Raw genomic sequence first — 26408 nt, forward strand, 5'->3', positions numbered from 1 at the left:
TTTAAACTATGGAAATAAGATGAAGTATTATCTGGGTCTTGATGTTGGTAGCTCCTCCATTAAAATTGCATTGGTAGATATACAGACGGGGAAAAGTATCGGTGTATTGCAAGAGCCAGAAACGGAGATGTCTATGTTGGCCATAAAAAATGGTTGGGCGGAACAAGACCCCGAGGACTGGTGGCGTTGTGTTTGCACAGGAATTTCTCGGATAAAAAAGCAATTTAATGTTTCTTCCGATGCCATAAAGGGCATTGGAATATCCTACCAAATGCACGGCTTGGTTTTAGTGGATAGGGAAGGGACCGTCTTGCGTGATTCCATAATATGGTGCGATAGTCGTGCCGTGACCATTGGGGAAAGTGCTTTTGCCGCCCTTGGAAATGATAAGTGTACCAGGAATTTGCTAAACTCTCCCGCTAACTTTACGGCGTCAAAATTAAAGTGGGTCAAGGAAAATGAACCTGAAATTTTCAAGAAGACCTATAAATTCATGCTGCCCGGGGATTATATTGCATACAGACTTTCAGGAGTTATGAATACCACCATTTCTGGACTTTCCGAAGGAATTTTTTGGGATTTTAAGGAAGACGATTTGGCAGATTTCTTAATGGAGCATTATGGTTTTGAAACTTCTTTGGTCCCGAGAATCGTAGCTACTTTTTCCGAACAATGCTCTGTGAATGAAAATGGTGCGGAGGAAAGTGGGCTCACCATGGGAACCCCTATTTTATATCGTGCCGGTGATCAGCCCAATAATGCACTTTCGCTCAATGTTCTTGATCCGGGAGAAGTGGCCGCTACCGGAGGAACATCCGGAGTGGTATATGCCGTAACGGATCGCCTTTCGGTCAAGGAAAGTGCCAGGGTGAACAATTTTGCCCATGTAAATTATAAGAAAGGGGAAGCTGTCCGAATCGGAAAACTGCTTTGTATTAATGGAGCGGGAATACAGTACAGGTGGTTATTGAACAATCTGGATGTTTCTTCCTATGATGAAATGAATACCCTGGCTTCCGGGATTTCCATAGGTTCGGACGGTGTTTGTATCATTCCCTATGGCAATGGGGCCGAGCGTATGCTCAACAATCTAGAGGTCGGGACTAGAATCCTAAACCTTAACCTGAACAATCATTCAAAAGCGCATTTGTGCAGGGCGGCTTTGGAAGGTATTGCCTTCTCTTTTGTATATGGTATGGATATTATGAAGTCCGATGGTATCCAGATCAATGTGATAAGAGCTGGAAATGACAATCTTTTCCGTTCGGAAATATTTGCAAATACCATTGCTACACTTATTGATCATGATATAGAGATTTACCAAACGACCGGTGCTATAGGTGCGGCAAGGGCGGCTTCATTACACAAAGGTGATTTTGAATCTTTCGGACAACATATTATGAAAAACGATTATGTAATGACATATAGGCCAATGGACAATAAAGAGGAATATAAAAAGGCATATGATTGTTGGAAAAAAGAATTGGAACTAATCTTATAATAAAAAAACTATGACTTTACTTGGGGATAAAGAATATTTTAAGGGCATTGGAGAAATAAAATACGAAGGGGCAACATCGGACAATCCGTTGGCATTTAAGTATTATAACCCAAATCAGGTCGTTGCAGGAAAGACCATGCGGGACCATTTTAAGTTCGCCATTGCCTATTGGCATACGTTTTGCGGACAGGGAGCCGACCCTTTTGGGCCGGGTACCCAGAATTTTGAATGGGACCGGGCCAAGGATCCGATACAGGCGGGCAAGGATAAAGCGGATGCGGCTTTTGAGTTCATAAGCAAAATGGGATTTGATTATTTCTGTTTTCATGATTTCGATTTAATTCAGGAAGCCCCTACTTTTTCCGAATCCGAAAAAAGACTGGCGATTATTACAGATTATATAAAAGAGAAAAAGAAAACATCGGGTATCAAATTATTATGGGGAACGGCCAACTGTTTTTCCAACCCCAGATACATGAACGGGGCGGCCACTAATCCCGATTTTGATGTGGTCGCCAGGGCCGGGGCGCAGATAAAACTGGCTATGGACGCAACAATGGCCCTAGAAGGTGAGAATTATGTGTTTTGGGGCGGGCGTGAAGGTTATATGTCACTTTTGAATACGGATATGGGAAGGGAACTGGACCATATGGGACAGTTTTTGGCCATGGCCAGGGACTATGCACGCGGGCAAGGATTTAAAGGCAATTTCTTTATAGAGCCCAAGCCTATGGAACCCAGTAAACATCAATACGATTTTGATACGGCCACGGCCATTGGTTTTTTAAGGGAATACGGTCTGGAAAAGGACTTTAAGATCAATATAGAGGTAAATCATGCCACTCTGGCACAGCACACGTTTCAACATGAGATGGCGGTCGCCGCAAAAGCGGGAATGTTGGGTAGTCTGGATGCCAATCGCGGAGATTATCAAAATGGCTGGGACACCGATCAGTTTCCCAATAATATTCTGGAAACTACAGAGGCCATGTTGGTCTTTTTAAAAGCCGGTGGATTGCAGGGCGGCGGAGTGAATTTTGATGCGAAAATCAGAAGGAACTCTACGGATTTAGATGACGTTTTCCATGCGCACATCGGTGGTGCGGATACGTTTGCCAGAGCATTATTGACTGCGGATAAGATTATTTCCTCTTCCTCATATAATGCCCTTAGGGAAAGACGATATAGTTCCTTTGATACCGGAAGTGGGAAAGACTTTGAAGCCGGTAAATTGGAATTAACCGATCTCTATACCATTGCCAAAGAAAATGGGGAATTGGAATTACAAAGTGGAAAACAGGAATTGTTCGAGAATATCATCAACCAATATATTTAGTGGCCCGGGTTAAAGTTTTAAGATGAGGTTCAATAGTGGAAAAGCACGTCCTATTTCTATTAAAAAACGAGTTGTATACTCATAAATTTGTTATTCAGCTATAATACACTGTCGTTTGATCTTTTCTGATATTTTGATTTTTTATAAAGATGTATATTGTGAATTCTAAACCTAACTCAATAAAGATTATCTATGCAAATAAAGGAATCCTCAGAAGTTTATGATGTAATCATCGTTGGCTCTGGAGCTGGAGGTGGTATGGCCACTAAACAATTGGCGGATGCAGGCCTTAATGTTGCCGTTGTGGAAGCGGGGCCGTTTTTTGATCCTGCCGATCCCAAAACCATGACCCAGTTAAAATGGCCTTATGAATCCCCGAGACGAGGTGCCGGAACGGACCGATATTTTGGCGAATGGGATATGGCCTATGGCGGATTCGAGGTAGATGGGGAACCCTATACCCAGGAAGGTGATACGGATTTTTGGTGGTACCGATCAAGAATGTTGGGTGGACGTACCAATCATTGGGGGCGTATATCCCTTCGCTTTGGCCCCAGGGACTTTAAGGGGAAGACCCGGGACGGTCATGGGGAGGATTGGCCCATTGGTTATGACGATGTTAAACCCTATTACGATAAAGTAGATAAATTAATCGGTGTCTTTGGAACTAATGAAGGCCTGAGGGATGATCCGGACGGTTTCTTTTTACCGCCTCCCAAGCCAAGGCTACATGAGCTTTTTTATATTGATGGGGCAAAAAAATCCGGCATTCCTGTAATACCGGGAAGATTGTCTATGTTGACCAAGAAAATCAACAATGATAGAGGAGTATGTTTCTATTGTGGCCAATGTGCAAGATCTTGTCAGGTATATGCAGATTTCTCATCTGGGAGTTGTTTGATATTCCCGGCACAAAAAAATGGGGGTAGGGTCAAGATTTTTGTGAATTCTATGGTCCGTGAAGTCACCACCAATGCCGAAGGAAAAGCCACGGGAGTATCCTATATAAGCAAAGATGATAGAAAAGAATATAAATTAAAGGGCAAAATAGTCATATTGGCGGCATCTGCCTGTAGTTCCGCACGGATATTGCTAAACTCCAAAAGTAAGCAACACCCTAACGGATTGGGGAATAGCAGTAACTTGATCGGTAAATATTTGCACGATTCAACAGGGGCCAGTGCGGCCGGTTTTATCCCCGCTTTAATGAACAGGAAAATCTCCTATAATGAAGATGGGGTGGGAGGCATGCATGTATATTCCCCATGGTGGGGAGATAATACCAAATTGGATTTCCCCAGAGGCTATCATATCGAGGTTTGGGGAGGAGCCGGGCAGCCCAATTATGGTTTTGGTTGGAACCCCAATGAATTTAATAAGTTTTTTGGTCTTAAAGTGGGTGGTTATGGTGATAGCCTTCGGGAGGACGTAAAAAAATACTACGGCTCCGTTATTGGTTTCGGGGGCCGTGGAGAAGGTATAGCCCGTAAGGAAAACTATTGTGAAATTGACCCCACCACTGTTGATGAATATGGTATTCCCGTATTAAAGTTTAATTACAAGTGGTCCGATCTGGAAATTAAACAGGCAAAACATATGCAGGATACCTTTGAGGAGCTTATTCATAATATGGGTGGCCATCCTTTGGGTGAAAAGCCCGGCAAGGATAAAAATTATGGATTGGAGGCCCCGGGTAAGATCATACATGAAGTAGGCACGACAAGAATGGGCAATGATCCCAAAACCTCGGTAACGAATAAGTTCAATCAGCTGCATGATGTGGACAATGTTTTTGTGGTAGATGCAGGGCCTTTTGTATCTCAGGCGGATAAAAACTGTACCTGGACCATATTAGCACTTTCCTGGAGGGCATCGGACTACATAATCGAACAATTGAAACAGCAAAATATCTAGAAGACGATGGACAGAAGAAAAAGTATACAAACCATTATACTGGGTGCCGGTGCTTCCGCACTTGCTTTTCACGGTTGTAAAACGGAGCAAAGCTCACCAAATGAGGAAATTATTGCCTCAGAAGATACCAACTATTTTGGCAGGACGCCCAAGGAATTGGAGCGGATAGAAAAGTTGAATGCCGAACAGTTGTTCAACGAACATGAATTGGAGACGATAGGAGTGTTGAGTACGGTGATTCTTCCGCCAAAAGAGCCCCATGGCGGACCTATAGAGGCAGATGTTCCCAATTTTATCGAATTTATGGGAAAAGACCTGCCAGAAATGCAAACTACCCTGTTGGGAGGATTAATGTGGTTGGACCATAAAAGTAATACAGATTTTGGAGTAGAATTTAAATCGGCCAACTTAGAACAGCAAAAACAGTTATGCAATCAGATTTGCTGGCATGATGAAGAGATTCCCTTGGACGAACAACCTTTGGAGATTCAATTTTTTGCTTTAATGAGGAGTTTAACGGTAACAGGATATTACACCTCCAAAGTTGGTATTGCCGATTTGGGCTATAAAGGAAACATGCCCAATGTGTGGAATGGTGTACCCCAGGATGTCCTGGATCAACATGGAGTGGCCTATGATCCGGAATGGATCGCAAAATGTGTAGATCAAAGCAAACGTGGCATCATTGCCGAATGGGATGAAAACGGAAATCTACTTACCTAAGGTCAAGTTATGTTCATTTTTTATAAATGAACGACCGGGTCTAAATAATTTGTCTTTGGTTCCTGATCATTTTTAATGAGAACTCAAATTCTTTTTCTAGTAACGCTAAGTTTTATCCTGTCCTGTAAAAGACAGGATAAACATAAAACGGTGGTGGAAAAGGCTCCAAAAAAGGAAACCGGACCTGTAGGTACATCAAAACAAGTAGCATCTAAAACAGTATCGGGGTTACGGACTTTTAAAGGCCTTTCAGATACTACATTCATTAGGCTTGCCGATTTTAGCGATGAATTTTCGTATGATTTAAGATATGCTACCGAAAACAATTTTTTAAAGGCCAAAGTTTATGATTGTGCAGAATGTTATACCAGGGTAAAGACTGCTAAAGCTTTAATTGAGGCCAACAACGACTTTAAGGAGCAAGGCCTGCGTTTACGGTTTTTTGATTGCTATAGGCCTAACTCCGTGCAATATAAAATGTGGAAGATAGTGCCCAATCCCCAATATGTGGCAGACCCTAAAAAAGGATCTATACATAATAAAGGAGGTGCCGTGGATGTTACATTGGAAACACTGGACGGAAAAGTATTGGATATGGGCACGGATTTCGATTTTTTTGGTAAACGTGCCTATCACGATAACCTTGATTTGCCTAAAGAGATATTGAAAAACAGAAAATTGCTCAAGGAGACCATAGAAAAATATGGTTTTTGGTCAATCCGGACGGAATGGTGGCATTACAATCTTTCTTCTGCTTCCAATGATAAAGTAGCCGATTTTAAATGGGATTGTAAGGAATAGCTGTTAAAACCCTTAAGCCTATAGTAATCTGTTATTATATTCAAAGGGAAGACATGGTCGCTGTTCGGAAGATTTGGAGGGGTAGATGAAGTTTTAAATTTTAAGGAAAAAAAGCTTACCATAATTTGAAGCTATTTTTATCCAAAAACTCTTAATAATCTATTCAACTTTTATATTTTTGCATTCTCTTTTCAAGAAACCATATTTTTTGGTGCTTGAAATTATAATATTGAAGTTTTACAGCTGAACAAGCTGTTTTTCGGGATGTGGCGCAGTCCGGTAGCGCACACGGCTGGGGGCCGTGTGGTCGCAGGTTCAAATCCTGTCATCCCGACGAACCACTTTTAAGTGAATATCAAAGCACTGTCAACTGACTGATTGGCAGTGCTTTTAATTTTTATTGAATTCATCTGATATCATCTAAAATCATATAAAAGGTGTAGAGTTCGGTGAATGAATTGGTACGTTCCTTGTGCATAATTTTGATAGCATATAAGGCTATTTAGGGTCGTCTTGGCAAACAATATGTGTTTCATTTTAAGACCTGTACCATGCGGAACAACAGTACATTAAAAGTTCTCATTTTTACTAGAGATCACTCAAACAATCCAAAAAGACTTACCATTTACGCACGGATAACCGTGGATGGAAGACGAGCTGAAATCAGTTTGAAACGCTACGTATCGGAGAATGAATGGGATGAAAACCGAAGTAGAGTTGTCGGCTTCTCACAAAAGACACGTTTGCTGAACAGCTATCTAGATGAGGTTTACGTTCAGATAATGGATTCTCATAAGCAGTTGTTGAGTGAGGGGAAAGTAATTACTGCACAATCCATCAAAGCGCGTTTTCTAGGACAGGATAATCAAAATAAAACTTTAAAAGAACTTATAAAGTACCATAACCAGACACAAGTTTTGATTCTGCGACCAGGTACCATGAAGAACTACTATTCCACGGAAAAGTATCTACATAAGTTCTTGGATGAGAAATTGAAGCTTCCCGACATCTATTTGAAACAGTTGGACTACAAGTTCATTACAGATTTTGAGCAATATCTCAGAACTTATAAGCCCAAAAAAGCTAGAAAGACCTGTGCCAACAATGGAGCCATGAAACACTTGGAACGGTTAATGAAAATGGCAAATCTTGCGGTAAGGTTGGAATGGTTGCAAAAAGACCCATTTCGCAATTATAAGCTAAACTTTCATAAAACAGAACGGAGGTATCTTACGGAAAGGGAACTTCAGCGCATTGAGGAAACAACTTTCAATGGAGCCGGATATGAAAAGGTAAAAGATGTATTTCTGTTTTCATGCTATACTGGGCTTTCACATATTGATGTCAAGGAATTGAAATCACATCAGTTGGTTTTGGGAATCGACGAAAACCTCTGGATACATACCAAAAGGGAAAAGACCAATGAAACATTAAAGATTCCACTGTTGTCCAAGGCAAAAGAAATTATTGAGAAGTACACAAAAAATACAAGACCTGATGTTTTTGGGAAACTTCTTCCTGTATTCAGTAATCAAAAGACGAATTCATACTTAAAGGTAATAGCTAAAGCCTGTGGTATTAACAAGCATATGACCTTTCACACTGCTAGGCATACTTTCGCCACAACGGTAACTTTGTCCAACGGAGTACCTATTGAGACTGTTTCAAAACTATTGGGACATACAAAGCTATCCACCACCCAGATTTATGCAAGGGTATTGCAGAAGAAAGTAGGGGAGGATATGCAAAACCTGATGGACCTTTTTGAAGCAAAAATAGAATAGGGCGCATCCTACTTTTTGGTTATTGAAAAGCCCTTTTTAGGATATTCAAAACTAAGGGGAAAAGCAAGAGGGTAACGCGCTAAAGCGGCGTTACTTTTTTTAATTATTTCATTTTCAAGTTGTTATGTTAATATTTGAAAATGCTGTATGGCAAAAATTGCACTAAATGTCTTTTTGAGCCCTGTAAATAAAGGAAAAAAGTACTGTAACTGGATTTTAGGATAAATGATAAGTAATTGATTGTGATTGGCTTAATTATGTTTGAAAACGAATATGAATGTTTTGATCTTCCGTTTTTTACACCAAAAGCTCCGTAATGCTTGTAAATACTACAAAAAACTACTGTAATGGAATTGAAAAAGAAAAGGAAAAGTGATTTTACAGCTATAAGCATCAATAGAATAACGGCCAGTAGATTTCGGGAATACTCCAAAGAAATATCAAAATCCCATTCACAGACCTTGGATTGTATGATTGATTTTTTTGAGGAGACAAATACTACTCCCCTCAACCGATATACTCTGAATCTTATAAAATTCCAGAACGAGATTTTAAAAAGACTGGAATATATCATTGAGCTTATTAGGGAGCAGGAACGAAAGTATCATAAGCCTACTTATGAAATGTTGAAGTCCCTTTTTGATGGTAAACCCTATAAATTTTCAAAAAAGGTAAGTCAAAATGAAGAGGAAGAAGAACTAATGTTCAAAGAACAAAGGCTGACGAAAGAGGAATGGCTTTTTCGTGAAAATGTAGTTGAAGGGAAAGAATATGAACGTTTGAGCCAATCGAACAAAGAGATAAGAAGTGTGGTTTCTAACCTTATTGATAAATTGATTTTTGTCAAACCCACTTTTGGGACGCTTGAAACGCAAAACAAGGTTAGCTTTCATAATAGCTTTGGAAATATACACTCAATACTTTCCGTGATAATAAGAACAATAATAACCTTTGTTGTAAATTGAATGAAAAACACCTATTTTAAAAGGATTTTTTATATTTTAATCAATAGGTAGAAAACAGTTATAACTTTCTAAGTGGTTGACCTCAAAAATGTTTTGAAATTTATCATTGCAGCTTTCAGCTCCTGTATTTGTTCACAAGAGCTCCCGCCTATTCAAAATTTTGCGCCATCAGAGTATCATTCAGAAAGTCAAAATTGGGCTGTGGCACAAGCTTGGGACAAGACCATTTTGGCGGCCAATAACAATGGGCTGTTGCGGTTCAATGGGGCTTTTTGGAAGTTGCACCCTTCGCCAAACGAATCCATTATTCGGTCGTTAAAAGTAATCGACAATCGGATTTATACGGGTTCTTACATGGAGTTCGGTTATTGGGAAGAAGATGTTATGGGTAAGCTGCAATATACCAGTTTGTCCCAAAAAATGAAGGTCGATTTACTCCAAGATGAAGAGTTTTGGGGCATTTTAGCATTGGAAGATTACGTGGTTTTTCAATCACACAACCGCATATATATTTATGATCATATAAATAAAGCCCTTAACAAGATTGATTCAGATTCATTTTTACCCAAAATGTATCGAGTTGGGCGAACCATTTATTTTCAGCAAATCGGTAAGGGCATTTTTAAGATTGAAAATGGGACATCAGTTTTGGTATCTGAAGATGATGTGCTCAAAAATGATGAGGTAATCAATGTTTTTGGACAAGAAGAAGGCTTACTGATTTTGACCAAGAACAATGGCTTTTTAAAAATGGAAGGGCAGTCCATCCAAAAATGGGAGACGGGGGCAGATTACCTTTTGGGGGAAATAAGTCTTTACAGCGGAATACAGCTTCGAGGCGGTGGATTTGCACTAGGAACCATATCGCATGGTCTTATCTTATTGGATGGTCAAGGAGCTGTCACGTACCACATAGATCAAGTTAAGGGGTTACAGAATAATACGGTGCTTTCCCTGTTTGAAGATGGTGATGAAAATATTTGGTTGGGATTGGATGTGGGTATCAGTTATATCAACAGAGATTCACCGTTTCAGATTTATCCAGATCATAAGGGTTTGGTCGGAAGCGTTTATGCCTCTGCTTCAAGAAACGGGAAGCTGTATTTGGGCACCAATCAAGGACTTTTTTATAAAGAGTTAGGGGATGGCTCAGACTTTCAATTTATAGAAGGTACCCACGGTCAGGTATGGTCATTAAAAGAAATTGACGGAAAACTTTTTTGCGGACACCATAGCGGAACCTTTGTGGTGAAAGGGAATAAGGTTCGGAAAATAACAGATATTCTAGGCGCTTGGAAGATTGATGAAATACCCGATCATCCAAATCTTCTTTTACAAGGAAGTTATGACGGATTGTATGTTTTGGAGAAAACAAACAGTACATGGAAATTACGAAACAAGATTGAAGGATTTCAACATTCGGCACGCTTTTTCGAAATTTTCAAGAACCAAGTTTTTGTAAACCATGAGTACAAGGGCGTTTTTAAATTGAAATTGAATGATGGTTTTTCCCATTTCCAATCCATCGAAATTGACACTTTAATAAGGGGTTCAAATTCTGGAATGGTAAAATACAAAGGTGATTTGCTTTACGCTTACAAAAAAGGAATATTCAAATACGATTGGACCAAAAATCAGTTTATAAAAGATAGTGTCCTAGGTCAGCTTTATTCGGAGGAAGAATATGTTTCGGGCAAAATGACTTTGGATAAAAATGAAAACCTTTGGACATTTTCAAACTCCAATATCGGTTTTGTGCCACAAGGAAGCCTTGGTAGTAGTCCCAGCATAAAAAAAGTTCCACTGACTGAAGATATGCGCAACGGAATCATTGGGTATGAAAGTATTACGGCTTTGGATAACGGTAAGTATTTGCTAGGAGCACGTTCTGGATATTTTACCATCGATATCAACAATATTCAAAAAAAAGAGTTCAAGGTTAATATATCCGCCATCAACAAAGTTGGAAAAAGCAGAAACAAAACTGGGGCTGGTCAATTGAATCAAAATGAAGTGGGAAATTTTGAAAACACCGACAACAACCTTCTGTTTGAATACCATGTGCCCATCTATAACAGGTACATAAAGCCCCAATACCAATATGCGTTGGAAGGCATTTATCCCAATTGGAGTCATTGGTCCAGTAATGCATTGGTCACTTTTGAAAACCTTCCCTCTGGAAATTACACCTTTAAAGTAAGGGCAAAAATGGGAGATGCAGTTTCAAATAATGTCGCATCCTACAGTTTTAGAATAGCGAAACCTTGGTATGCATCCAATTTGTTTTTGGTCATTTATGCACTACTGGCCATTGCAGGTTCCATTGCCATTCACAATGCCTATAAGCGATTTTATAACAGAAGACAACAGAAATTGATTCTCAGAAACCAACGTAAAATGGCGTTGGCCAAAGCTCAAAACGAAAAGGAAATCATCAAGCTCAAAAACCAACAATTAAAAAAAGAGTTTAAGGATAAAAGCAACGAGTTGGCGGCCTCTACAATGAGTATCATTAAAAAGAACGAACTTTTGGCAAAGGTCAAACAAGAACTTTTGGCCAGTATGGAAAATAAAGATGCCGTAAAATCCATAATAGAGATCATTGACAAAAGCTTAAAGCAAAATGATGATTGGGAACTCTTTAAAGAAGCTTTCAATAATGCGGATAGAAAGTTTTTGAAGAAATTGAAAAGTGCCCACCCAAATCTGTCTCCAAATGATATTAGATTGTGTGCTTACCTACGCTTGAATTTATCTTCAAAAGAGATAGCCCCCATGTTCAATATTTCACCTAGAAGCGTCGAGATTAAACGTTACAGACTGCGAAAAAAGATGAATTTGGAGCATAATGACAATTTGGTGGATTATATCTTGAAGCTTTAAGCGCTACATTTCTGGATTTATACCTCAACATCACCTATACATCTTCCATTTTCACCCGTTAAACTTCAAAAAATGAGCGTGAAATAAGAAAGTGCTCAAACACCGATAATACAGGCTTTTTATAGTGATTTGATAATTTTTATTGCATTTTTTTAATAAAGTTGACTTTTTGTAGGGGTTATTTTTAAGGATTCTTAAATTTTCCAAATTAGATTGCAAACTCAAAATTAACTCAAATGAAGTATGTCTTATCTTTTCTGTTTTTGTTGTGCAGCATTACTTGGGGGATTGCCCAAAGTTTTTCCATTTCGGGAACGGTATACGATCAATCATTGAATGAGCCATTGCCAGGGGTCAACGTTATTCTTAAGAATACCACCAATGGAACAACTACCGATTTTGATGGCAACTTTACCTTGGACAATGTTTCTGAAGGTGATGTATTAGTATTCTCCTATATCAGTTTTCAGACACAAGAAGTAACCATTTCAAATCAAGATGCGATTACAATATATCTACAAGAAGATGTAAGCACTCTGGATGAAGTAGTGGTTGTGGGGTACGGTACCCAATCCAAAAAAGAAATCACGGGAGCCGTTGCCGTGGTCGGTTCAGAAACTATTGAAGAACTGAATCCCACACGAATAGAACAAGCCTTGCAAGGTCAAGTGGCAGGGGTGAACATTACCGCAGAATCAGGTTCTCCAGGAAGTGGTTCCAATATCCGTATCCGTGGAATCTCCACAAATGGGGAGAACCGTCCGTTGATATTGGTGGATGGAATCCGCATAGAGGACCTAAGTGTATTGAATCCTGGTGATATTGAGAGCATGAACGTATTAAAAGATGCCACAGCTGGTATCTATGGCGTTCAGGCGGCCAACGGTGTCATCTTGATCACTACCAAAACAGGTCGAAAAAATTCAGAACTAAAGTTCAGTTATGATTTCTTCGGGGGATTTCAGCAGACTTCCCGAACCATTCCAGTGCTCAATGCTACCGAATATGCAGTCATCGTTAACGAAGCTTTTGCCGCCAACGGCGACCCAAATCCATTTCCGGATATTTCACAATTGGGTATAGGCACCAATTGGCAAGATGAAGTTTTTCAAAATGCACCAATACTCAATCACAACCTTACCATTACCGGAGGAACGGAAAAATCCACCTTTTCATTGAGTACGGGACTTTTGACACAAGACGGAGTCGTGGGAGGGAGCAAGGCAAATTTCAAAAGGTATTCAACAAGATTAAACATCAATACAGATCTCACTGAAAAGTTGAAGCTCACCGCAAATTTTGCCTACACCGGAACGCAAAGGAGAACGTTGGTGGAAAATACAATCGGTTCAGTACTCTATAGTGCACTCAATATTGCACCGACACAACCTGTTCGGGATTCCAATGGAAATCTTACCCCGACCAATGGACGATTTGGTACTGAAGTGGTGAACCCAATCGGTCTTGTTGAAAGCACCTTTAATAGAGGGCAAGTAGACCGAATAAGCGGAAAATTAGGATTGAACTACGAAATTTTGGAAGGACTTAGCATCACAAGCAATTTTCAATTCAATTATGCAGAAGCACAAGGAAGAAACTTTGCTTTGGTCGGAGACCCCAACCTCAATGGTTCTGTGTTTGACCCAGGAGGGGAAGCCGGTGATTTTGCATTTTTGACCGAGAACAAGGATTTGTTCCGAGATTATATTTGGGATACCTATTTAAATTATGAAAGATTCTTTGGTGAAGACCATAAATTGAATCTTACCTTGGGAACTTCGTATTCTTCCGAAGCAGGTGAATTTTTTGGGGGTAATAGAGGTAATTTAATTGCACCAACCGATTTCCCTAATGCTGATTTATCTAACGCAGTAACCATTCAAAATGGACTTGTGGACAGTGGTCTTAGTGGAAAATTTGATACTAGGCTCTATTCGGTTTTTGCACGTGCCCAATACAATTATAAAGAACGCTATCTGGTATCTGGAGTAATCCGAAGAGATGGTTCGTCCAACTTTGGACCCGACAACAGGTTCGGTTATTTTCCATCTGGATCTATAGGATGGGTAGCAACCGAAGAAGACTTTTTATCGAACACTGGACAGTTGGATTTCTTGAAAATCAGGGCCAGTTACGGAATCATCGGGAATGACCAGATTAGGGCCAATGCATTCCGTTCCGTGTTGGATGGCGAAGGAACCTATGTGTTCAACAATCAATTGTTTTTTGGAAGGGCAAGTGGAGTTTTATCCAATCCAGAAATTAAATGGGAAGAACAAAAGACATTGGACATAGGTTTTGATGCGCGACTTTTTAACAGTACTATTGATATCACGGCTGATTACTTTACCAGAACAACAGATGGGCTTTTATTGCAACCCCAAGTATCCGGTATTTTGGGAGTGAATGCTCCAGGGGCACTGGCTCCATTTGTAAACGGAGGTAAAGTGAGAAACTCAGGTTTTGAATTTGCCATCGGATATGATTATAACCCTTCAGAAGATTTCTCGTTCGGAATCAACTACAATGTCACATTCCTTGATAATGAAGTGTTGGAGGTGAACAACGAAGCCGGATTCATCCAAGGAGGTGCATTTGGTGTAGGGCAGGACCCACCATCAAGAATGGAGGCCGGTAAGCCCATCGGATATTTCTTCGGACTGGAAACAAACGGCGTTTTCCAAAATCAAACCGAAATAGATGCCCACGCCACGCAGACCAATACCGCTCCCGGAGATTTAAGGTTTGTAGATCAAAATGGTGATGGACAAATCGATTCCGATGACCGAGTAGATATTGGTAGTCCCATAGCCGATGCAACAATGGGATTGAACCTATCCATCAATTACAAAAACTTTGACTTTGGTGCCTATACGTTTGCATCAATAGGCAACGAAATAGTGAGAAACTATCAACGAAACCAACCTTTGGTGAACCAATCGGTTTTCGCCTTGAACAGATGGACAGGTGAGGGGTCAACAAACGAATATCCTAGAGTCACCACTGGGGCAACTTCCAATACGTTGTTTTCAGATTTTTATGTGGAAGACGGTTCCTTCGTGAGAATACAAAATGCACAATTGGGATATACCTTCTCCAGAAAAGCAATGGAGCGTTTCGGAGCAGACAAGCTACGGGTGTATGTCTCAGCCAACAATATCTACACCTTCACTAAATACAATGGATATGACCCTAGTGCCTCTGGTGGGGCACCCATTGGGGCAGGAATAGACCAAGGATTCTATCCAGTGCCAAGAACCTATTTGTTGGGAGTGAACTTTAAATTTTAAAAGGATGAAGATGAGCAATTATACAATAAAACCAATGAGAAGAATTCTTTTTGTACTGCTTTCTAGCCTTGCAATATGGGCTTGTTCCGACGACTTTGTCGATGTGGACTCCTTTAATGAGGATTCTGAAAACTTTTTCAATTCAGAAGAAGATTACCAAAGTGCGCTTATCGCGGCCTATGACATGCTCCATTCTACCTATTTGAATGTGATGCTGGGCGAGATTGCTTCGGACAATACCTTGGCAGGCGGCGAAAGTGCTACCGATACCCCAGGCATCCAAGAAATTGACGATATGGTGCACACCCCCGTGAACCAACAACTTCGGGATATTTGGAACTGGATGTTTGCAGGGGTAAATCGAGCAAACTATATCTTGGAGTTTCGGGACAAGACCGATTTTCCCAATAAAGATGCAGTACTTGCAGAAGCTACCTTTCTTAGGGCCTATTATTATTTTGAATTGGTGAAATGGTTTGGAGATGTTCCACTGGCCGTTGACCAACGCTTGTTATTTGGAGATCAAAACACGGTAGAACGCACCCCAGCTTCCGAAGTGTATGCCCAGATTGAAGCCGATCTGATTTTCGCATCGGCCAACCTCCCACAAACCCAAGCCGAAGTAGGTAGGGCGACAAGGGGAGCCGCACAGGCACTCTTGGGCAAAGCATACCTTTTTCAAGAAAAATACCAAGAAGCAGCAACCGTTTTGGAACAAGTGATCAATTCGGGCACCTATGACCTGTTGGAAGATTACACCACAATGTTCGAAAATGACAACGAGAACAATATAGAATCCGTTTTCGAAGTACAATACACCGATTTGGAAGGTGCGGATTTTAACTGCTTGCAATGTAGTGAAGGAAATGTGGCCGTTGGGTTTAACGGCATCAGAAACTACTCGGGACCGGTTTTCGAATCAGGATTTAGCTTTAACATACCCACCCAAGAAGTATTTGACGCTTTTGAGGCCGGTGACATACGTCGTGATGTAGCCATTTTGGATATAGAAGCTTGGGCCGATGCAAACTCGGGAGTATCCTACTTTGAAGGCTTTGAGCACACAGGCTACTACAACAGAAAATACATAGCACGTCAAGGAGATTTGAACACCGGGGATGCTAACCTGACCAATCCCAACAATTACAGGGCAATCAGGTTTGCCGATGTGCTGTTGATGGCAGCAGAAGCCCTTAACAGAGGAAATATAGACGACACAAGGGCACTCACCTATTTAAATAGCGTAAGAAACAGGGCAGGTCTGGCCAATGTTATGGATACTGGTAGTGCCCTCACCAATGCAATCTACAGAGAGCGGAGGGTTGAACTTGTTGGAGAAGGACACCACTTCTTCGATTTGGTAAGAACAGGAAGGGCAGGAGCCGAAATTGATGGTTTCCAAACGGGAAAACACGAACTCTTCCCAATACCATCCATAGAAATAGAATTAGCGGGCAATCGCTGGCAGCAAAACCCAGGATATTAATAAAACTAAACTTTGAACAATGAAATATTTTAAACATCTATTGGTATTCTTCGTCGTACTTGGCGTATTCAATTCTTGTGAAGAAGATGATGATCAATCTTTCGCATTCCAAGATATTTCAGCACCCACAAATCTGAATGCCGTTTTCGATATCTCCGATGACGATACCGGAACCGTTTCAGTGACCCCAACGGGCGAAGGTGCATCAATTTTCCAAGTCTTTTTTGGTGATGTGGAAGATGAATCGGCTACCGAGGTTGCCCCAGGTGAAACCGCAAATCACGTATATGCGGAAGGAGAGTTTACCTTAAAGATTATAGGTGTCGGGGCAACCGGACTTACCAGCGAATTGAGTAGGATAGTCACCATTTCGTTCACACCACCAAGTGATTTGGCTGTGGATGTTGCCGTATCCACAACAAATTCCTTTGAGATTACGGTATCTCCCACCGCTAGCAACGCTACAGTTTTTGATGTGTTCTTTGGAGATGTCGAGAATGAAGAAGCTACCACTATCATGAGTGGAGAAACCATCAACCACATATATACCGAAGCTGGAAACTTTGAAGTTAGGGTAATTGCCCGTGGAGTAGGTTCCGCAACCGTGGAATCCACCCAAACCATAAACATTCAAGAACCAATAACCCTTGTTGCAGAAGATTTGGTCGGTACTTGGGTAATGGCACCCGAAGCAGGTTCCTTGGGTGTAGGGCCGTCACCAGGTGATACCAGTTGGTTCGCTATAGATGATCAAGGCGTAATTGACCGAGCCTGTTATTTCGATGACACCTATACCTTTAATGAAGATGGTTCTTTTGAAAATATGCTCGGCAGTGAATCTTGGATAGAAGGATGGCAAGGAGGTTCCGAAGCCTGTGGAGCTCCCGTAGCCCCACACGATGGTTCGGCAGCAGCTGCCTATTCAGTAGATGGGGTGGCCGGTACGGTGACCCTAAATGGAACAGGTGCGTTCATCGGACTTGCAAAGGCCGTAAATGAAGGAGAACTTCCCAATGTGGCCGTTCCTTCATCAGTAACTTATAATGTTTCGTTGACAGATAATAATGAAACAATGAATGTTGTCATAGAATCTGGTTCAGGAGTGTTCTGGCAATTCAAATTGATAAAAAGTGTTCCCCTTATTTCTTTGGAAGGCACTTGGAGAATGGCTCCTGAAGCAGGCTCTTTGGGCGTAGGCCCGGCACCGGGAGATACTAGTTGGTTCGCCATTGACGACCAAGGTCTGGTAGATAGAACTTGTTATTTTGATGACACCTATGTCTTCAGTGGAGATGGTTCTTTCCAGAATGTTTTAGGATCTGAAACTTGGATTGAAGAATGGCAAGGAGGATCCGAAGCTTGTGGAGCTCCCGTAGCCCCGCACGATGGTTCGGCTTCCGCCACCTATGTGTTTGATCAAGCAGCTGGAACATTGACCATTGAAGGTGCAGGAGCATATTTAGGATTGCCAAAAGCCGTAAATGCAGGGGAATTGCCCAATGTTGCCGTGCCTACATCAATCACTTATAATGTAACGTTTGCCGATGATAACAATACCATGAATGTGGTCATTGAAGCAGGGTCAGGTGTTTACTGGCAGTACAAGTTGATCAAGGATGTACCCTCTCCTTTGGAAGGTACATGGAGAATGGCCTCGGAGGCAGGCTCTTTGGGAGTGGGCCCCGCACCAGGAGATACAAGTTGGTTTGCCATTGATGATCAAGGGTTGACGGATAGAGCTTGTTATTTTGATGACACCTATGTCTTTGGTGGAGATGGTTCCTTCCAAAATGTTTTAGGATCGGAAACTTGGATCGAAGGATGGCAAGGAGGTTCCGAAGCTTGTGGAGCTCCCGTAGCCCCGCACGATGGCGCGACGGCTGGTACCTTTAGTTATGATTCAGCTGCGGGAACATTGACAATCAACGGAGCAGGTTCCTATCTGGGACTCCCCAAAGCCGTTAATGCAGGGGAACTCCCAAATGTTGCACTTCCCGATTCCATTACCTACGAAATCACATTATCGGATAATGACACTGTTATGAATGTGGTTGTTGAAGCAGGGTCAGGAGTGTTCTGGCAATATAAATTGGTTAAAGATTAAAACCAGTAAGCATGAAAGAAGTTAAATTAGTTATCGTATCATTTTTGGCCCTTATCCTTGCGGTAGGTTGCCAAGAAGAAGACCCGATTTTAGATGCCATCATAGTCCCTTCAAACCTGTCGGTTGCCACTGAGGTGAGCATGGATGGTTCAGGAATTGTAATGTTTACCGCCAATGCGGATAATGCAATCACCTATACTTTTAGGTTTAACGATGGAGATGTTCAGGTATCTCCAAATGGAACGGTCACCAAAAGATTCACTCGCGTAGGTCTCAATACCTATGACTATTCCGTTGTGGCTTCTGGAACGGGTGGAGTAAGCTCATCAGCATCGTTCCAAGTGTCGGTTGAAAGTGATTTTTCAGACTTTCAAGCTACAGAATTGCTTTCAGGAGGTGATTTAAATGATGAAGGAGAAGTAGTGTCGCCAGCATCCAAAACGTGGTATTTGGCAGCTGTTGAACCCGGACACCTTGGCGTTGGAGCCACCTTTGCATTTTTACCAGACCAATTTTGGTTTCCAGCTTTCTTTTCAGCTTCACCTTTTGAAAGATGCGAGGACGATATCAGCAGTTGTTTCTGTGATGATGAATTTACATTTTCATTGAATGCAGCAGGCGATTTAACCTATGAACAAGACAATAAAGGAGCTACATTCTTCAATGCAAATCATCAAGATGTTGTGGGCGGCAATGCTGGCGAAGATGCTTGTTTCGATTTTGATACTTCAGGCGTGAGCAGTGTTTCCTTGGCACCAACGACAGTAGATTGGACTCAGGTTCCAGACCCGGCTTTCAGTTCAAGAGGTACGGTAATGAACTTCACCAATGATGGCTTTATGGGATATTACATCAGTACATCATCCTATGAAATATTGGAAATTACCAACAACTTTATGCACGTTAGGGCAATTGACGGAAACGACCCCAATTTGGCATGGTATCTTAAGTTTTCCACCACTCCCGTGGATCAACAAGGAAATGATGGAGGAGGTTCTGAGGATTCGTTCGATACCTTGGTCTTTTCGCAAGAATTTGATGTTGATGGTGCTCCCGACCCTGCCATATGGAATTATGACCTTGGTACAGGGAACAACGGTTGGGGCAATGGAGAATCACAATATTATACTGACCGCCCTGAAAATATTAGGATTGAAGATGGTGTGTTGAAAATTACCGCACAAGCAGAGAGCTTTAGTGGCAGCGACTATACTTCTTCAAGAATACAGACCTATCAAAAATTTGAATTTCAATATGGACGGGTAGATGCGAGGGCAAAACTTCCTACAGGAGGAGGCACTTGGCCTGCCATTTGGATGTTGGGTGCCGATTTTGAAACCAATATTTGGCCCGCTGCGGGAGAAATTGACATCATGGAGCACGTGGGCAACCAGCAAGACCAAATATTCGGAAGTACACACGACCCCTTTAATTCAGGAGGAGATGCAAGAAGTGTCGAGACCACGGTTGAAGGTGCTTCGGACGATTTTCATGTATATAGTGTGATATGGACAGAAACCAACATTACCTTCTTGGTAGATGACGTGGAGTTTGGAACCCTCACCAATGATACAAACCGTCCGTTCGATAAAGACTTTTTCTTAATAATGAACGTGGCCATGGGAGGCAATTTTGGAGGAAACATAGATCCTGCATTCACATCCTCGACCATGGAAGTCGATTATATAAGAGTATATCAATAAAAATATAGGTCTAATTGGTTGGTTAAGTGTTGGATTGAGAAAGGCCAGTGGTCAAAGCTGGCCTTTTTTATCAAACCAAATCAAAATACAAAGAGCGGTTCAGAACCGTCAAGCACATTGAATTTGAGATGATAGATTTAAATGCCATTTCTGAAGTGGAAACAAATAAGAACAACAAATTGGAACAGGTTCAAATAGATAACGAAACCTATTTTAAAATTTCCGATAGTGATGCACTTCGCCGATTTTTTATGAGCATTGTGAGCGATTCTGACCATTGGATGTTCATATCCAGTAATGGGGGGCTTACCGCAGGAAGAAAAAATGCCGAATACGCATTATTGCCGTACTACACGGATGATAAAATCACGGAATCCATTGAAACAACAGGTTGCAAAACGTTGTTTCGGGTAGAAAAGGATAGCAATACCCAACTGTGGGAACCCTTTTCGGACCGGCTAGAGGGCATTTATCAAATCAGAAGAAATTTGTACAAGAACAGGTACGGCAACAAAATCATTTTTGAAGAAATAAACGATGATTTGGAGCTTACCTTTAAATACCAATGGAGTTCCAGTGATACCTATGGGTTTGTAAGGCAGTGTACCTTGACCAATAATGGATATGCGGAAACCTCCATCGCAATTTTGGACGGAATCCAGAATATTTTGCCCTATGGTGTGGGCAGTGATATCCAAAACAGACAAAGTAACTTGGTGGATGCCTACAAGCGAAGCGAACTTTTGACAGCTTCGAAAATGGGAATCTATGCCTTGAGCGCCATTATTGTCGACAAGGCAGAACCTAGCGAAGCCCTAAAAGCAAATACGGTATGGTCAATGGGGTTTGAAAGTGCAGTGCACTTATTATCGTCATTGCAGTTGTCCAATTTTAGAAAAGGACTCCCATTACAACCAGAAAATGATATCAAGGCCGAAAAAGGAGCTTATTTGGTACATGCCAACGTAACTCTTGTACCAAAAGATCAAAAGCAATGGATGTTTGTGGCCAATGTAAATCAGAGCCACGCATCCATTGTCAAAATTTCAAACGAAATACAACAAAATGCGGATCTGCATCAAAAAGTAATGACAGATATAACGTTGGGTACACAGCGATTGGTGCAATTGACGGCCGCTTCGGACGGATTGCAGATGACCGCGGATGGACTTCGCGATACCCGACATTTTTCCAACACCATGTTCAACATAATGCGTGGTGGGATTTTCGATGACAACTATGCTATTGAAAAATGGGATTTCACCAATTATATTTCCAAAGCGAACAAAGAAGTCTTTGAAGCTTCAAAAGGGCTAACTCAAAATCTTCCTGATGTATTTTCACTTGCTGACCTAAAAGCATTGGTTGGTAAAAGTGATAATACGAACTTTCAAAGACTTTGCTTGGAATACATGCCTTTGAAGTTCAGTAGAAGGCATGGAGATCCCAGTAGGCCGTGGAACCGTTTTTCCATCAATACCAAGAATGAGAACGATGGTTCCAAAGTCTTGGATTATCAAGGCAACTGGAGGGACATTTTCCAAAATTGGGAGGCGATGGTGCATTCCTATCCCGAATTTATTGAAGGAATGATCGCCAAGTTTCTGAATGCTAGCACTTTTGATGGCTATAACCCTTATAGGGTTACCAAGGATGGTTTTGATTGGGAAACCATTGAACCGGACGACCCATGGTCCTATATTGGGTATTGGGGAGATCATCAAATTATTTACTTGCTCAAGTTTTTGGAGTTCGTAAACCGACAATCCCCAGGAAAACTGGAAGCCTATTTAGATCAGGAAAACTTTGTTTATGCCAATGTTCCCTATCGCATTAAAAGCTACGCGGAAATCTTAAAAAATCCAAAGGATACCATAACGTTCGACCATGATCTGGATGTGAAGATTCGTGAAAGAAGGAATGAACTTGGGGCTGATGGAGCTTTGCTTCAAAATAAAAAGGGAGACATCTGTCGCGTCAATTTTATGGAAAAGATTTTGGCGACGGTACTGTCCAAACTTTCCAATTTTATTCCCGAAGGAGGCATTTGGATGAACACCCAACGCCCCGAATGGAACGATGCGAACAATGCCCTTGTAGGGAACGGCGTTTCCATGGTCACGCTCTATTACCTAAGACGATTTTTGAGCTTTTTTGATGAAATATTGGAGCAATCTAAGGTGACGGAAATAGCAATTTCTGAAGAAGTTGTTTCATTTTTTGATGGAATTTACCAAACATTCGATATGCATCAAGGACTATTGTCGGCTAAAATGGACGATAACGCCAGAAAGCAGCTAATGGATGGTCTTGGCAATGCCGGAAGCGATTTTAGGGAACAGATTTACAAGAATGCCTTTTCAGGAACTAAAAGTTCTATTTCCATCGAGTACATTCAAAAATTTGTGGCATTGGCGCTTCAATATTTGGAACACTCCATCAAAGAAAACCAAAGAGCGGATGGTTTGTTTCACGCCTATAACTTGATGACGGTAGAAAATGCAGATGAGGTGTCCATTTCCTATCTCAGTGAGATGTTGGAAGGGCAAGTGGCCGTTTTGAGTTCGGGTTATTTGACTCCCAAAGCATCCCTAAAAGTTTTGGATGCCCTTAAAAAGAGTAAGCTTTTCAGGGAAGACCAGTACAGTTATATTTTGTACCCCAACAAAGAACTTCCCTTGTTTTTCGAAAGAAATACTATTCCCGAAGCAGCTGTACATTCCAGTGATCTTTTGAAGCAATTAGTGGCGGATGGAAACACCAGCATCCTAGAAAAAGACGAAAACGGAGACTATCATTTCAATGGAAATTTCAAAAATGCCAATGATTTAAAAGCGACGTTGACCAAATTATCCGAAGCACAATATGGTAGTTTGATAGCTTCGGACAATAAAAAAGCACTTCAAATTTTTGAAAATGTATTTGATCATAAGTCCTTCACGGGAAGATCAGGGACATTTTACGGTTATGAAGGTTTGGGGTCCATCTATTGGCATATGGTGTCCAAATTGGTGTTGGTGACCCAAGAATGCTGTTTAAAGGCCATCGATGAACAAGAAGATGAAGAAACCATCGGAAGACTTTTGGAACATTTCTACGAAATCAATGAAGGTATCGGGGTTCACAAATCACCATCATTATATGGGGCATTTCCAACAGACCCATATTCACATACACCAGCGGGAAAGGGAGCCCAACAACCAGGAATGACAGGGCAGGTAAAAGAGGATATCCTGACGCGATTTTATGAGCTGGGCGTATTTGTGGAAGAAGGAAAGCTATGCTTTGCCCCAAAACTTCTGAGAAAAGAAGAGTTTTTGACAAGTTCCAATGCGTTTGATTATGTGGATGTTGAGGGTGTGAACAAGCAGCTCGATTTGGAAGCTGATTCCCTCGGTTTTACCTATTGTCAAGTACCCATAACCTATAAGAAGGCTTCAGTAAAAGCGATCACGGTACATTTTAAAAATGGTACCCAATTGGATTTTGAAACATCAAACCTTGATTTGGCAACAAGTAAAATGATTTTTGAACGAACCGGAGAAGTGGAGCATATCATTGTAAGTATTGATGAGGACAATTTAAGATAACGAATACAAAAGGCGTGATGAAAATAAGTGTAAAATCGGTTGTTTTAGCAATGATTCTTACGACTTTTTGCGCCTGTAACCAAAATATAAAAGCAGTAGCGGAGCAATCCCAAACCAACATGAAAGTAACGGCAAAAGACATTTTAGGAAACCCTGAATATCAGGCCATTTCATATGGCGGATATCGAGAAATGAGCCGTGATGTTCAGCCTACCGTAGAAGAACTCAAGGAGGACATGAGAATTTTGTCCGCAATGGGAATTAAGGTGTTACGAACCTACAATGTGCAGCGGGCACATGCTTCCAATGTGTTACGGGCCATTGATCAGCTCAAGCAAGAAAATCCAAATTTTGAAATGTATGTGATGCTGGGCGCTTGGATTGATTGCAAAAATGCATGGACGGATGCGTCACCAGACCATGAAGCTGAAAGCGAGCAAAACAAATATGAAATTGCTCGGGCGGTGTTTTTGGCCAACAAGTATCCAGAAATTGTGAAAATTATTGCAGTTGGTAACGAAGCCATGGTAAAATGGGCCACCAGTTATTATGTGCAACCAGGGGTTATTCTAAAGTGGGTAAACCATCTTCAGGCATTAAAAAATGGGGGAGAATTGCCCAAAGACCTGTGGATTACCAGTTCAGATAATTTTGCTTCTTGGGGCGGGGGAGATGCTGAGTACCACGTTCCCGATTTGGAAAAACTATGGCATGCGGTAGATTTTATATCCATGCATACCTACCCCATGCACGATACCCATTACAATCCCAATTTCTGGGGTGTTAATGAAGAAGAACAAAGCCTATCAAAAACCGAAAAAATAGATTCAGCGATGTTCCGTGCCAAATCGTACGCCATTTCCCAATATAAAAGCGTCCATAATTACATGGAATCTTTGGGAATTCAAAAACCGATTCATATTGGTGAAACAGGTTGGGCCAGTGCTTCAAATGGTTTCTATGGAAATGAAGGGTCAAAGGCTACAGACGAATACAAAGAAGCGAAGTACTATCACCACATACGGGATTGGACCAATAAAGAAGGAATCTCTTGTTTTTATTTTGAAGCCTTCAACGAAAAATGGAAAGATGCCGAAAACCAAGAAGGCTCGGAAAATCATTTTGGACTGTTCACCATAGATGGCAAGGCCAAATATGCTCTTTGGGATTTGGTTGACGAAGGAGTTTTTAATGGCCTGTCAAGAGGTGGCAACCCAATAACCAAAACCTATAATGGAAACGAAACAGTATTATTGAATGCTATTGTGATTCCTGAACTAAGAAGAGAAGAAATTATAAATCAATGATGGTGAAGTTCCCCAAAATAATAGTCCTAATTGCATCATTTTGCATAGTGGCATGCCAAAGTCAATCCAGCGGCAAAGTGGAAGTCAATGGACGGAATATTTTAGTTGATGGAGCAAATTATGTGATCAAAGGAATCTGTTATCATCCAGTTCCGAAGGGAAGCACGCAAAGGAGTTTTGAAACCTTGGATGTGGATTTGGCTTTAATGGCAGAAGCTGGAATAAATACCATACGAGTGTATGAACCCATAGCCGATAGAAAAGTTCTGGATGCCATGTATGCTTCAGGAATAAGGGTGGTCATAGGATTTGGGTACAATCAAAATGGGAAATTTGATATCCTTTCCAGCACTTTTTTGGATTACGTAGAAGAATTCAAAGACCATAAAGCCATCCTTATGTGGGAATTGGGAAACGAATACAACTATCACCCAGAATGGTTTGAAGGGAATATTGACAATTGGTATGCGATTCTAAATCAATCCGCAAAAGCCATTCAAAATATAGATGATGCGCACCCCGTTACCACCGCTCATGGAGATTTACCAGATGCTACGGCCTTGACTTCATGCCCGAATATCGATGTGTGGGGAATGAATGTCTACCGTTGGGACGACCCATCGGAAATTTTTGAACAATGGGAAGATGTCAGTGAAAAGCCAATGTACCTGTCCGAAGCTGGTGGAGATAGTTACATGACCATTACAAAGCAAGGCTATCAAAAAGGAATGAACCAAAAAGCACAGGCAGATGCCAATGCAAAAATCCTAGAAGCTGTTTTTAACAATAAAATTGTTTGTGCTGGAGTGACACTTTTTTCATTCACCGATGGATGGTGGAAAGCAGGCAACCCCAACGAACAGAACCCCGGAGGTTGGGCACCCAACAGTAGTGGAGTGCCATACGATGGTACGCCCAATGAAGAATATTGGGGGATTGTGGACATCGATAGAAACAAAAAACAAGCTTTTGAGGTGGTGAAAAACAAATATCGATAGCATGATGTTGATGAAATAGTTCC

At 41.3% G+C, this 26408-nt stretch carries 15 protein-coding genes and 1 tRNA gene; all 16 read left to right on the plus strand.

The genetic code is table 11. From position 1 onward, the window contains the following. Positions 1-19 precede the first annotated feature (19 nt). The 16 genes from ACKWB9_RS14535 to ACKWB9_RS14610 all read left to right on the plus strand — a co-directional run bounded on the left by ACKWB9_RS14535 (position 20) and on the right by ACKWB9_RS14610 (position 26385). Positions 20-1501 (plus strand): xylulokinase, encoded by a 1482-nt coding sequence (locus tag ACKWB9_RS14535; RefSeq protein WP_414003746.1) that lies wholly within the window; start codon positions 20-22, stop codon positions 1499-1501. A 10-nt stretch (positions 1502-1511) separates the two neighbouring features. Then, positions 1512-2837, plus strand: coding sequence for a xylose isomerase (xylA, locus tag ACKWB9_RS14540; protein ID WP_414003747.1), 1326 nt, complete (start codon positions 1512-1514; stop codon positions 2835-2837). Positions 2838-3029: 192 nt separating this feature from the next. After that, positions 3030-4751, plus strand: a complete 1722-nt coding sequence (locus tag ACKWB9_RS14545; protein ID WP_414003748.1) for a GMC family oxidoreductase — start codon at positions 3030-3032, stop codon at positions 4749-4751. Positions 4752-4757: 6 nt separating this feature from the next. After that, the gene (locus ACKWB9_RS14550) at positions 4758-5474 is read left to right on the plus strand and encodes a gluconate 2-dehydrogenase subunit 3 family protein (protein ID WP_414003749.1); all 717 of its coding nucleotides are present in this window, start codon (positions 4758-4760) and stop codon (positions 5472-5474) included. A gap of 75 nt (positions 5475-5549) precedes the next feature. Next, positions 5550-6275, plus strand: coding sequence for a M15 family metallopeptidase (locus tag ACKWB9_RS14555; RefSeq protein WP_414003750.1), 726 nt, complete (start codon positions 5550-5552; stop codon positions 6273-6275). Between the two features lie 260 nt (positions 6276-6535). Then, positions 6536-6609: transfer RNA gene (locus tag ACKWB9_RS14560), tRNA-Pro, on the plus strand. A 217-nt stretch (positions 6610-6826) separates the two neighbouring features. Then, complete coding sequence (locus ACKWB9_RS14565; protein ID WP_414003751.1) at positions 6827-8059, plus strand: site-specific integrase; 1233 nt, start codon at positions 6827-6829, stop codon at positions 8057-8059. A gap of 347 nt (positions 8060-8406) precedes the next feature. Next, positions 8407-9024 (plus strand): BfmA/BtgA family mobilization protein, encoded by a 618-nt coding sequence (locus ACKWB9_RS14570; protein ID WP_414003752.1) that lies wholly within the window; start codon positions 8407-8409, stop codon positions 9022-9024. Between the two features lie 201 nt (positions 9025-9225). Continuing rightward, the gene (locus ACKWB9_RS14575; protein WP_414003753.1) at positions 9226-11907 is read left to right on the plus strand and encodes a helix-turn-helix and ligand-binding sensor domain-containing protein; all 2682 of its coding nucleotides are present in this window, start codon (positions 9226-9228) and stop codon (positions 11905-11907) included. 236 nt (positions 11908-12143) lie between these two features. Then, positions 12144-15197, plus strand: a complete 3054-nt coding sequence (locus ACKWB9_RS14580; protein WP_414003754.1) for a SusC/RagA family TonB-linked outer membrane protein — start codon at positions 12144-12146, stop codon at positions 15195-15197. Between the two features lie 34 nt (positions 15198-15231). After that, positions 15232-16683, plus strand: a complete 1452-nt coding sequence (locus tag ACKWB9_RS14585) for a RagB/SusD family nutrient uptake outer membrane protein (protein WP_414003779.1) — start codon at positions 15232-15234, stop codon at positions 16681-16683. 19 nt (positions 16684-16702) lie between these two features. Then, positions 16703-18787 (plus strand): hypothetical protein, encoded by a 2085-nt coding sequence (locus tag ACKWB9_RS14590; RefSeq protein WP_414003755.1) that lies wholly within the window; start codon positions 16703-16705, stop codon positions 18785-18787. Positions 18788-18798: 11 nt separating this feature from the next. Continuing rightward, entirely contained in the window at positions 18799-20490 is a 1692-nt protein-coding gene (locus ACKWB9_RS14595) for a family 16 glycosylhydrolase (RefSeq protein WP_414003756.1), read from the plus strand. A 128-nt stretch (positions 20491-20618) separates the two neighbouring features. Continuing rightward, the gene (locus tag ACKWB9_RS14600) at positions 20619-24080 is read left to right on the plus strand and encodes a hypothetical protein (RefSeq protein ID WP_414003757.1); all 3462 of its coding nucleotides are present in this window, start codon (positions 20619-20621) and stop codon (positions 24078-24080) included. A 17-nt stretch (positions 24081-24097) separates the two neighbouring features. Beyond that, positions 24098-25387, plus strand: coding sequence for a glycosyl hydrolase family 17 protein (locus ACKWB9_RS14605; RefSeq protein WP_414003758.1), 1290 nt, complete (start codon positions 24098-24100; stop codon positions 25385-25387). Continuing rightward, positions 25384-26385 carry a glycoside hydrolase family 2 TIM barrel-domain containing protein gene (locus ACKWB9_RS14610; RefSeq protein ID WP_414003759.1) on the plus strand — a complete coding sequence of 334 codons (1002 nt, stop codon included), beginning with the start codon at positions 25384-25386 and terminating at the stop codon, positions 26383-26385. The genes ACKWB9_RS14605 and ACKWB9_RS14610 overlap by 4 nt, the downstream gene beginning before the upstream one ends. The last annotated feature ends 23 nt before the right edge of the window (positions 26386-26408 follow it).

Source organism: Maribacter spongiae (assembly GCF_047345125.1).
In the GTDB taxonomy this organism is placed as follows: Bacteria; Bacteroidota; Bacteroidia; order Flavobacteriales; family Flavobacteriaceae; genus Maribacter.